The 11,039-nt window shown below is 43.0% G+C and carries 10 protein-coding genes; 7 read left to right on the forward strand and 3 right to left on the reverse strand.

Annotation, left to right across the window (positions count from 1 at the left end; translation table 11 throughout):
• Positions 1 to 230: 230 nt before the first annotated feature.
• Entirely contained in the window at positions 231 to 1,646 is a 1,416-nt protein-coding gene (locus tag AK822_RS05010; RefSeq protein ID WP_060490787.1) for a GntP family permease, read from the reverse strand.
• 347 nt (positions 1,647 to 1,993) lie between these two features.
• Here AK822_RS05010 and AK822_RS05015 point away from each other — a divergent pair, with 347 nt between their 5' ends.
• From AK822_RS05015 to dcd, 7 genes are all read left to right on the forward strand, one after another.
• Complete coding sequence (locus AK822_RS05015; RefSeq protein WP_060490788.1) at positions 1,994 to 2,707, forward strand: CoA transferase subunit A; 714 nt, start codon at positions 1,994 to 1,996, stop codon at positions 2,705 to 2,707.
• A 176-nt stretch (positions 2,708 to 2,883) separates the two neighbouring features.
• Complete coding sequence (locus AK822_RS05020; protein WP_060490789.1) at positions 2,884 to 3,513, forward strand: CoA transferase subunit B; 630 nt, start codon at positions 2,884 to 2,886, stop codon at positions 3,511 to 3,513.
• A gap of 61 nt (positions 3,514 to 3,574) precedes the next feature.
• Positions 3,575 to 4,375 carry a 3-hydroxybutyrate dehydrogenase gene (locus AK822_RS05025; RefSeq protein WP_060490790.1) on the forward strand — a complete coding sequence of 267 codons (801 nt, stop codon included), beginning with the start codon at positions 3,575 to 3,577 and terminating at the stop codon, positions 4,373 to 4,375.
• 171 nt (positions 4,376 to 4,546) lie between these two features.
• Positions 4,547 to 5,899, forward strand: a complete 1,353-nt coding sequence (gene mgtE, locus AK822_RS05030; protein ID WP_060490791.1) for a magnesium transporter — start codon at positions 4,547 to 4,549, stop codon at positions 5,897 to 5,899.
• Between the two features lie 171 nt (positions 5,900 to 6,070).
• Positions 6,071 to 7,294 (forward strand): iron-sulfur cluster carrier protein ApbC, encoded by a 1,224-nt coding sequence (apbC, locus tag AK822_RS05035; protein ID WP_060490792.1) that lies wholly within the window; start codon positions 6,071 to 6,073, stop codon positions 7,292 to 7,294.
• 436 nt (positions 7,295 to 7,730) lie between these two features.
• The gene (locus tag AK822_RS05040; protein ID WP_060490793.1) at positions 7,731 to 8,873 is read left to right on the forward strand and encodes a DUF2804 domain-containing protein; all 1,143 of its coding nucleotides are present in this window, start codon (positions 7,731 to 7,733) and stop codon (positions 8,871 to 8,873) included.
• A gap of 136 nt (positions 8,874 to 9,009) precedes the next feature.
• Positions 9,010 to 9,585: a dCTP deaminase gene (gene dcd, locus AK822_RS05045; RefSeq protein ID WP_011513914.1), complete on the forward strand. Its 576-nt coding sequence runs from the start codon at positions 9,010 to 9,012 to the stop codon at positions 9,583 to 9,585.
• Between the two features lie 109 nt (positions 9,586 to 9,694).
• Here the strand turns inward: dcd and AK822_RS05050 are convergent, their stop codons facing one another.
• Complete coding sequence (locus AK822_RS05050) at positions 9,695 to 10,132, reverse strand: ClpXP protease specificity-enhancing factor (protein ID WP_060490794.1); 438 nt, start codon at positions 10,130 to 10,132, stop codon at positions 9,695 to 9,697.
• A 254-nt stretch (positions 10,133 to 10,386) separates the two neighbouring features.
• Complete coding sequence (locus AK822_RS05055) at positions 10,387 to 11,001, reverse strand: glutathione S-transferase N-terminal domain-containing protein (protein WP_060490795.1); 615 nt, start codon at positions 10,999 to 11,001, stop codon at positions 10,387 to 10,389.
• Positions 11,002 to 11,039 lie beyond the last annotated feature (38 nt).

Here is an 11,039-nt window from a genome sequence, read left to right on the forward strand (position 1 = left end):
GACATTACCTGAGTAATTAATATAGTCGCTAATAAAGCGATTAACTCTATACGGTATATAGAGTGTCAATCAATTATGAGAGATAAATAGTCGGTTGTATTTAGAGGTAATAATGAAAAATCGTCCATAAAAAACCCACCAAGCAATCGCTTAGTGGGCTCTTTGGTATCAAGCAATAATCGTTACATTTAATTATCTTTAAGGTTTAATAAATGCCTCATTCCAGGACATTAGAACGAGCCAAACATCGTCCCTAAAATGATAACGGCGACCACAGCAATAAGTGGAATCACCATCGTTACCATGGCGACGTTTAGATAGGACTGCTTATGGGTCAAACCACAAATCGCAAGTAAGGTGATGACCGCGCCACTATGCGGTAGCGTATCCAAACCACCCGCTGCCATCACGGCAACACGGTGCATGAGCTCTGGGTCAATACCCGCTGCGACCGCCATTCTTAAATAGTCTTCACCCAACGTAGAGAGGGCAATGCTTAAACCGCCAGACGACGAGCCAGTAATACCAGCCAGCGTGGTCATCGCCACCGCTTCTGAGATTAAAGGATTGTCAGGCGTTAGATTTAAGATACTATCACGAATGATGAGGAAGCCTGCTAACGAGGCGATAACCGCGCCGTAACCAACTTCTGAGGCGGTATTAAAAATTGGCAACATCGAATCATAAGTACCACGGTTGATGGTTTTTTGCAGATTATTCCAATGACCGATACGTAACAAAATTAACACCGCACAAGCCACGACTAACGAGATGATAATTGACCATAAACCCAGTGAGCCTGCGATATTTAGATCAGGAAACTGAGCTTGTAAGCCGCTAAAATCCACTGATGGAAAGACAGCGTAAGTTAATAAGGCATTTAAGCCAATGACCAACACCAGTGGAATCATAGCAATAGTAAATGAGGTGTGATGCGTATTTAATACCTCAGTGTCTTTTTTGGCTGCGCCAACGCCGCCCACATCCTCTTCGTCATGCTGACCATAGCCTTCGCCTGCTGCATTGGCTTTTCTGGCGCGTGATTGTAGCCATAACCAACCACAAATAAACATGATGGTACCGCCGATAATACCCAAGATAGGCGCGGCAAAAACGTTGGTATTATAATAAGGAATCGGAATGGCGTTTTGAATGGCAGGCGTACCTGGCAATGCCGTCATCGTAAAGGTGAATGAGCCTAAGGCAATCGCTGCTGGAATCAAGCGCTTAGGAATATCAGCGGCTTTAAACAAGTCTTTGGCGATTGGGTAAATAGCAAATGCCACGACAAATAAAGAGACGCCACCATAGGTTAAAATGGCACAAACTAAGATAACGGCTAAGATGGCTTTGCTGGCACCAAGCTTTTCGACCACGGTTTTGGCAATCGCGGTCGCCGCACCAGAGTCTGCCATCAAACGCCCAAATAATGCACCCAGCAAGAATATAGGAAAAAACTTAAGTAAAAATCCACTCAATGCGCCCATAAACACATCGGTATAGGCCGGAATCGTGCTTAAAAAATCACCTGATAATAGTACGGCTAATGTCGCCATAATCGGTGCTAATATGAGCACGGAATAACCGCGATAAGCAAAAAACATCAATAATAATAAAGTAATGACAATAGCAAAGGTACTAAACATGATCGCCCTCCTTGGCAAAGTTCAATCAGCGAGTATGCAGAGCATAGTGATATTGGTCAATAAAATTACTTAAAATAGCCAATATTTGATATTTTATTAAACATAAATCCTGTCTTAATGAGATATTGACCCATCATATATACCGCTACAGCGCTGGCTTGTATATTCCTATGGTTATTCTCTTCTCGCTACGAGAATAATATGGTAAGTTAGCACAAGATTTTTAATTATGATATATCGATAGAAATTGTATTAATATAAATATGGAAATATTGAGTGATGTCAGTCACTCATAATCATTGATGATAGAAGTTAATAACAAAAAATAGACTTGCAAGGAGATAAGCATGAGTCAATCAAAAGTATATAGCAGTGCCGAAGAAGCGCTAAAAGGTATTGTCAGCGATGGACAAACGCTCGCTATCGGTGGTTTTGGTCTGTGCGGTATTCCTGAAGCGCTCATCGAAGCGTTACGTGATAGTGGTGTTAAAGGGTTAACTTGCATCAGTAATAACGCAGGCGTCGATGATTTTGGCTTAGGGTTGCTATTACAAACTCGCCAGATTAAAAAAATGATTTCATCCTATGTCGGTGAAAATAAAGAATTTGAGCGTCAATACTTGGCAGGCGAGTTAGAAGTTGAATTAACGCCGCAAGGTACTTTAGCGGAAAAACTACGTTCGGGCGGTGCTGGTATTCCTGCTTTCTATACCGCAACTGGCGTTGGTACATTAGTCGCTGAAGGCAAAGAAACCCGTGATTTTGACGGTCGTACTTATATACTTGAGCACTCATTACGCGCTGATGTGTCATTAATCAAAGCACAAAAAGCGGACAAAGCGGGCAATTTAATTTTTAACAAGACGGCGCGTAACTTCAATCCAGATTGCGCCATGGCAGGCAAAATTACTATTGTCGAAGTCGAAGAAATCGTAGAGACGGGCACCTTTGATCCTGATTATGTGCATCTGCCGGGTATCTTTGTGCAGCGTATCGTCTTGAATAGTAATCCTGAAAAGCGTATTGAAAAAACCACGACTAAGGCCGTTGAAGGCGCTTAGTTAAAGGCTTTATAGATTTTTTTAAAGTGTTAAATTAATAATAGAGTATAGTAATACTATTCCTAAAAATTTGAGTAGCAAGGAAAACGAGTGAAAGTGCTACATTTAGTAGACTAAGCGAGTTTCACACCGCTCATCATATTTTTTGGGGTCGTTATAAAAATAAGGAAGTTATCATGGCATGGACAAGAGAGCAGATGGCACAGCGTGCCGCACAAGAGCTACAAGACGGCTATTATGTCAACTTAGGCATTGGACTACCAACCCTAGTCGCTAACTATATTCCTAAAGATGTGGACGTTTGGCTACAGTCTGAAAATGGTCTATTAGGTATCGGCGAGTTTCCAACGGCAGAAAATGTCGATGCAGATTTGATTAATGCGGGTAAACAAACCGTCACTGCCGAAGCGGGTGCCAGTTATTTTAGTAGCTCAGAGTCGTTTGCGATGATTCGCGGTGGCCATGTCAATCTTGCGATATTGGGTGCAATGGAAGTGTCAGAGCAGGGCGATTTGGCCAACTGGATGATTCCTAAGAAAATGGTTAAAGGCATGGGCGGTGCGATGGATTTAGTCGCTGGCGTGCAGCGCGTGATTGTCTTGATGGAACAGGTCAATAAACACGGTGAGCCAAAAATTCTTGCCAATTGCGAGCTACCATTGACAGGCAAAGGGGTGGTTGATCGAATTATTACCGAACTTGCTGTACTAGACGTCACTGACAACGGTCTAAAGCTAGTTGAGCTGGCAGAAGGTGTTAGCTTTGATGAGCTACAAGAAAAAACGCCAGTGAGCATTGCTCAATAAGCTTGTTAGATATATTTGGCACAGACCTCTAAAAAACCTATTTGATAATGGATTATAAAATATGGCGACCACATTACAACAAGATTTGACCAGCAAAGTGGCATTGGTCACTGGCGCTGCCAGCGGTATCGGACGTGATATCGCTGAAACTTATGCAAAAGCAGGCGCAGCGGTTGGTATTGCTGATATTAATCTTGAAGCCGCTCAGAAAACCGTTGATGCTATTGAAGCGGCAGGCGGACGCGCACTTGCTATTGCCATGGATGTGACTTCAGAGGAGGCGGTAAACGCTGGCGTGCAGCAATTAGTTGATACCTTTGGTGGTATTGATATTCTTGTCTCCAATGCTGGTATTCAGATTATCGATCCAATCCATAAAATGGCGTTTGATGATTGGAAAAAGATGCTTGCTATCCATTTAGATGGGGCATTTTTGACCACCAAAGCGGCGATACAGCACATGTATAAAGATAACAAAGGCGGTACGGTCATCTATATGGGGTCAGTCCATTCGCATGAAGCATCCATGTTTAAGGCGCCTTACGTCACAGCGAAACATGGGTTACTTGGGCTGTGCCGTGTATTGGCAAAAGAAGGCGCTGAGCATAATGTACGCGCGCATGTAATTTGTCCAGGGTTTGTCAAAACGCCATTGGTCGAAAAGCAAATTCCGCAACAAGCGGTTGAAAAAGGCATCAGTGAAGAATCTGTAGTCAATGATATTATGCTGGTGAATACGGTAGATAGAGAATTCACGACCGTCGATGATATTGCTCAGTTAGCGCTATTTTTGGCAGCATTCCCGAGCAATGTATTTACAGGTCAGTCTATCGTTGCCAGTCACGGTTGGTTTATGAATTAACAGCGTAGTGAATTAATGGGTTTGCGGGCTGTTTGATTGGTTTAAGAATCATGGGCTTGCTAATAAAAGACCAATCCATTAGCATCTAGTTTTATATTAATTTGAGCCAATTAGATTGGCTCTTTTTTATGAGCGCTTGAATACCGTTTCGGGTCGCACGGAGTAAGTATAATGAATGATAAGGATTTTGCAAAAACGCTTGCAGCAAAATTAAGCCGTGCTATCGAGCAACAGCAGTTTAAGCAATCAATCAATCAACTTCAAAATTTGCGCCCGATTGATATTGCCGATGTTCTAGCACTCATGGAGCCAAATCTTGCGTGGCAGCTACTCGAGCATCTGCCCAATCGTTCTACCGTGTTCTCCTATTTAGAAACGGATATTCAGGTTGCGCTTGCCTATGTATTTCCTCGGGCTGTATTAGCAAAGATAGTAGGCGAGATGCCCGCAGATGAGCGTACCGACTTATATAAGCACCTAAATCAGGAGCAGCGGGATGCTTTGTTACCCGCCTTGGCACAGGCACAACGTGAAGATATTCGTAAGTTATCTGCCTATGAGGAGCGCACTGCTGGTGCGTTGATGACATCTGATTATGCGACTTTAGCTGCTCATATGACTGTCTCTGAGGCATTGGCAGCACTGCGCCTAGAAGCACCTGATGCCGAGACTATTTATCATGCTTATGTGATTGATGACGAGCGTAAATTATTAGGCGTTGTCTCTTTACGAGTACTTATTTTAGCGGCTCCTGAACAGCTGATTAATGACATTATGATGAGTACAGTAGTGTCTTGTAATGTCAATGATGATCAAGAAGACGTTGCGAAAGTCGTGGCTCGCTATGACTTAATTGCGCTGCCTATTACTGATGATAGTGGTGCTTTGGTCGGTATTGTTACCCACGATGATGCGATGGATGTGGCGAGTGATGAGGCAACCGACGATTTCCATAAGTCGGGCGGTGTCTCGACCATGGTTGGCAAATTAAAAGACGTCAGCGTTCGAGTGTTATACCGTAAGCGCGTATTCTGGTTGGTGTTTTTAGTGTTTGGTAACTTACTCTCAGGGTTGAGTATTTCCAATTTTGAAGATGTGATTGCTGCCAATTTGGTATTGGTGTTCTTTTTGCCTTTATTGGTCGACAGTGGTGGTAACGCTGGCTCGCAGTCAGCGACCTTGATGGTGCGAGCTTTGGCGACTGGCGATGTGGTCATGCGTGACTGGTTTTCATTATTGGGTCGAGAGGCGGTGGTTGCGTTGATGCTTGGGGCGACGATGGCGGTGGCTATCTCAATCATCGGTTATGTACGTGGTGATGCAGTGGTGTCGTTAGTGCTGGCACTGAGTATGATGTCGGTGGTGATGATTGGTTGTGTGATTGGTATGAGCTTACCTTTTGTGCTTAATAAATTGGGTTTTGATCCTGCCACTGCCAGTGCGCCTTTGATTACCTCTGTCTGTGATGCCTCGGGTGTACTTATTTATTTGTTTATTGCTTCACAGTTTTTGTCTATCGGTTAACGCTGCTATAAAGCCTAGTCCCACTAGCGTTGTGGTTTTTTTATAGTGGTAATTCAGCTACACTGTCACTATAAAAGGTCTGGCTAACACGCTCACGAGCGGTATTGTTCACGACAGTATTCACTGAGTTTTTGCCATGCCCACTCACTTGTATAGGCAGTAATAGTCGCTATGTTTAACTTTATGAAGAAAACCTCCACCAAAAAATCAGAAACACCAGAGCAGCGAGCAGAGCGCGATAGTGCCGTGGACAAGGTGCTGCTTGGTTATGAGGTAGGTACTGTCAGTATTGCCACCATGGTAACGGGGCTCGAACGTGATGGTGACCAGCTCACCTTAGACTTGCGTCTACCCGTAAATAGTAATCCTGAAATTATCCAACAAGAACTTGGGCAACTGTTACATCCGCACGGTATCAAGACTATTCATATGAATGTTCGTCTGCCCGCACCGACGAAAGGCTCGGGGTCAAGTCTGCCAAAAGCAATGCCAAAAACCACTAATGCCATGGACAATCAACATAAACCAGCGGCAAATGCTGATAGCAATACTACTGTTGAACCACCAATTACCAAAGCCGCGCCGACACAAGCGTCACTCGCCGCGCATCCACGTATTCGTCATATTATCGTCGTGGCATCGGGTAAAGGTGGCGTTGGTAAATCCACTACTACGGTCAACATTGCTTTGGCATTACAAAAGCTAGGCAACCGTGTTGGCATACTTGATGCCGATATTTATGGTCCTAGTATGCCAACGATGCTGGGCGTCGATAATGTCAAACCTGAGCTGGAAAACGAGCAGTTTGTTCCTATCAATGCGCACGGCATGGCAATGCTATCGATTGGTAGCTTGCTCGATGGTGACAATACGCCTGTCGCGTGGCGCGGACCAAAAGCCACTGGTGCGCTGATGCAGCTGTATAATCAAACCAACTGGCCGCAGCTGGATTACTTAGTGATTGATATGCCACCGGGTACGGGCGATATTCAGCTCACGCTAGCTCAGCGTATTCCCGTAACGGGTGCCGTGATTGTCACGACGCCGCAGCATATTGCCTTACTTGATGCACAAAAAGGCATTGAGATGTTTAACAAAACCAATATCCCAGTACTCGGCGTGGTCGAAAACATGGCACTGCATACCTGTAGCAACTGTAATCATACCGAAGCTATCTTTGGCACAGGTGGCGGCGAAAAAATCGCTGAACAGTATCAAGTCCCGCTGTTAGGGCAGCTCCCCCTTGCCAGTGGCATCCGTGCACAAGTGGATAAAGGTGAGCCAAGCGTATTAGCCGATGATGAGTTTGCGCCGTACTATCTTAGCATTGCTAAAAATATCGAAGCCAATATTAATAAATTCGCCAAGCCTGTCGATGATAAACGTATTTTTTAATAGTGGTTTTTAATAAGAATGAAATAGCCTAAGTGGATAGTATTTAAAGTGCTTTTATCTTTAAAAAGGGAATATTGTGAGCTTATCGATTTATCAATGACATTTAGATAATATTCCCAAACAGTACAATCTCCTAAGATTATTCCGCCTGCCGTTATATGTGATTGAGCTCTCAAACAATCAAGCGATCGCCGTTTGCTACTCTAAAGATGGGAGTAGCAAACGCCATTAGCAAATGTGATGGAAAGGTTGGCAGATGGATTGACCAGCATTGAAGTTAAGGTGATAACGGAAGCGTTTTTTGTGGCTTCAGGACAGGCAAAGAGAAGAGTGATACATACCACAGTCAGCTATCAAGGACAGATAGTAGCTGTAAATAAACAGTAGCTGTAAATGAATAGTACCTTTAGAAAAATTTGGCTAGGATGCCTTAATCATGAATCAAAATTGCAATGAGCAAGATCAGCAACAATTATCTACCAGCATTAAGCCAGTTGTGCTCGATGAGCTGATTAAAAATGGTCAGCCTATTTTTGGTGTTTTTGCTCACGTTAAAAATATCAATTATTTGGACTATCACAGCCATCTTATCTCACAAAAGGCGCTGCCAAACTGGCGCAAAGAGTTAAAAGCCAATCAATTCTGTTTTATTCAAATTATCCAGCCGCCTTATCGGGTTTGTCTGGCATTAGCGACGATTAAACTGGCAACCAGTGCTTTCGTTTATGTTTATAACGATGAGATTGAGCAGTTAGAGGTTTGTGAAGCATTGCAGCCGTTGATGCATCAAACACAGTTAGAAGGCGATTGCTATCAAGGGCAAATGGCATTTACCCATAGTAATCTCACATTAACATTGGATTTTACGCCTTCACAAATCGAAGTAGCATTGGATAGTAAACACATTACGCTTGATGCGACGCTACAGCGGCAATCAGCGCCATTAGCAGTCTGCACACCAACAGGCAGGCGCGGCTGGACCTTTACTCAAAAAGAACCGTTGTCGGTTATATCTGGTCATTTACTGATTAAAGCCCATTCAAAATTTAACACTGATGCTCAAGCCAAACAAATTAACTTTTCCAAAACGACTATCGCCAATCTCGATTGGACGCTTGGTTATATGCGTCACAAGACCAATTGGTTTTGGACCTGTATTAATAGCTATTTGCCAGACGGTCGTCATTTTGCCCTAAATCTAGCAATGGGCGTCAATGAAACAGGGGTTAGCGAAAATGCGTGCTGGCTGGATGGGCAGATTTATTATTTACCGCCTGTGATGTTTGTCCGTGATGGTTTAAATTTGCCAGCTAATGAGCAAGATGATAATGCTAAAACCATAGATAATACGCGACAGCCTTGGCGCATCTATCATCAAAACCTAGGCTGGAGCAATGTTGATATTGACTTAACTTTCACGCCGATAACCGTTTATAAAAAGACGGATAACTTTGGTGTGCTTGCCAGTATATTTGAGCAATGGCTTGGCTTTTATAGTGGTGAGATTCGTCTAAAAGATGACGTGATTAAAATCGATAAGATAATGGGCTTAGCAGAAGATCATTTCGCAAAATGGTAGGCGGTTGTCGTATTGATTGTAGATTTATATTAAACGCAGGCAAGCCTATAAATTGAGCGCTCAATTCCGTATAATCGTCGCTATCAAAATACACTTCATATCGTAAATTTTATTTTATAGCTGCTAAGGAACAACAATGTCTATCAAGTCTGACCGCTGGATTCGTAAAATGGCTGAAGAACACGGCATGATTGAGCCGTTTGAAGCGGGTCAAGTACGTTTTAATGATGCAGGCGAGCGTCTGGTTAGCTACGGTACGTCAAGCTATGGTTATGATGTACGCTGTGCGCCTGAATTTAAAGTTTTTACCAATGTTCATTCAGTGATTGTAGATCCAAAAAACTTTGATGAAAAAAGCTTTATTGATGTCATCGGTGACGAGTGTATTATTCCGCCAAACTCGTTTGCGCTAGCACGCACCATGGAATATTTCCGTATTCCACGTGATGTATTGACGATCTGTCTTGGTAAATCAACGTATGCCCGTTGCGGAATTATCGTCAACGTGACGCCGCTGGAGCCTGAGTGGGAAGGGCATGTCACTTTGGAATTTAGTAACACCACCAATCTACCAGCGCGTATTTATGCAGGCGAAGGAGTGGCACAAATGCTGTTTTTCCAAAGTGATGCTGATGACGTATGTGAAACCAGCTATAAAGATCGCGGCGGTAAATATCAAGGTCAACGCGGCGTGACATTGCCAAGAACCTAGTAATCTTATATGCTAACTAAAAGTGCACAATGATAAATCTTTTAGATTAATCACAAAAAGGCTGACCGTATATATAATACGACCAGCCTTTTTTATACCGAAAAATTGACTATTTCAACACTTTTAAACCTGCTTTATTATCACGTTTGGCTTTAGGTGCCGCAGTAGGGCTCTTCTGTGAGCTTACTATCGCATCATCTTCAGGTTGATAGTTGTCATATTCATTGGGGTCAAAAAACATCCCTTGCGAGTTTTCTTTCGCATAAATACCTAACACCGACGTCATTGGTACCCAAATCTCTTGTGACACGCCGCCAAAACGCGCACTAAAATGAATATAATCATTTTCCATACTCATATTACCAGTCGCACGGCTGGCGATATTCAATACGATACGACCATCTTGCACGTGTTCCCTTGGAATCTGTACGTTTTTGGCAGTGGCATCAACCATCAGGTAAGGCGTTAGTTGATTGTCTTCTATCCACTGATAAAGCGCGCGCACCATATAAGGACGTGTTGGGGTAATAGAGGTGGTTTCGCTCATCTAATGGTTTCCTATACTGATAATTTGAAGATAATAATCTAAAGATATTTTGTTGTTTTCTATTTTAAGACAGCGGTTAAGCATTGTCTAGGGTGTGTCCTGCTCTTGCAAATGGTAATAAAAATTGCAGCCAAACAAGGAAAATAGTACTGATAATAACTAAATATAAGCAAGCTATTTGACACAGTTTGACAAAGATTTAGTCATTTTTGGCCCATTTAAGGTTTAATGCTCAGATTGAGGATACACCCTAATTAACGCACACTTTTTTGAAAGCTAATACGCTCAAAGACACGCTGTTGATAGTCAAATAAGGGGCGACTAATAGCGCGTGGCAGCTCAATTCCCATTTCTTCAAGTCGCCATAACAAAGGTGCTAACAATACATCACACCAGCCAAACTCGTCTGCCATAAAATAAGATTTATGAGCAAACAGTGGTGACAACGTAATCAAAGAATCGCTTAACTGTTTTTTCGCAATAGCAGCTTGTGCTTTATTAAAGCTATTAGGGTGCATGAGTAGACGCTTACCGAGTACCAGCCAATCATGCTGAATACGCCAAGCCAGCTGGCGAAATTGGGCACGCTCTTGCGGGGTATCCGGCAGTAGCTTATTGGTGTGATAACGCTCTTCAAGATACTCAAAGATAACGTTGATCTCATACAGTGCGATTTCACGTTGTTGCAGAACAGGCAAGGTGTGATAGGGATTCAGCTCAGTTAAATCTTCAGGCCGTTCAGAGTGCAAGCGTGATAGATAATAGGCAAGCTTTTTTTCCTCAAGTAATAGGCGCACTACATGACTGTCGTAGCCGTCATCAGCGTATAAAATCAGCTGACTACTTGGAATGTCGTTCGCATCAATCATGAAAGCCTAATGTTAATAGTAAAGCCTATCATCGTAAA

It is taken from the genome of Psychrobacter sp. P11F6, from assembly GCF_001435295.1.
Taxonomy (GTDB): domain Bacteria; phylum Pseudomonadota; class Gammaproteobacteria; order Pseudomonadales; family Moraxellaceae; genus Psychrobacter.

What these genes read in the sequence shown, in the direction of transcription:
- AK822_RS05010 (WP_060490787.1), bottom strand. Translation starts at nt 1,646, where the DNA reads ATGTTTAGTACCTTTGCTATTGTCATTACTTTATTATTATTGATGTTT.
- AK822_RS05015 (WP_060490788.1), top strand. Translation starts at nt 1,994, where the DNA reads ATGAGTCAATCAAAAGTATATAGCAGTGCCGAAGAAGCGCTAAAAGGT.
- AK822_RS05020 (WP_060490789.1), top strand. Translation starts at nt 2,884, where the DNA reads ATGGCATGGACAAGAGAGCAGATGGCACAGCGTGCCGCACAAGAGCTA.
- AK822_RS05025 (WP_060490790.1), top strand. Translation starts at nt 3,575, where the DNA reads ATGGCGACCACATTACAACAAGATTTGACCAGCAAAGTGGCATTGGTC.
- mgtE (WP_060490791.1), top strand. Translation starts at nt 4,547, where the DNA reads ATGAATGATAAGGATTTTGCAAAAACGCTTGCAGCAAAATTAAGCCGT.
- apbC (WP_060490792.1), top strand. Translation starts at nt 6,071, where the DNA reads ATGTTTAACTTTATGAAGAAAACCTCCACCAAAAAATCAGAAACACCA.
- AK822_RS05040 (WP_060490793.1), top strand. Translation starts at nt 7,731, where the DNA reads ATGAATCAAAATTGCAATGAGCAAGATCAGCAACAATTATCTACCAGC.
- dcd (WP_011513914.1), top strand. Translation starts at nt 9,010, where the DNA reads ATGTCTATCAAGTCTGACCGCTGGATTCGTAAAATGGCTGAAGAACAC.
- AK822_RS05050 (WP_060490794.1), bottom strand. Translation starts at nt 10,132, where the DNA reads ATGAGCGAAACCACCTCTATTACCCCAACACGTCCTTATATGGTGCGC.
- AK822_RS05055 (WP_060490795.1), bottom strand. Translation starts at nt 11,001, where the DNA reads ATGATTGATGCGAACGACATTCCAAGTAGTCAGCTGATTTTATACGCT.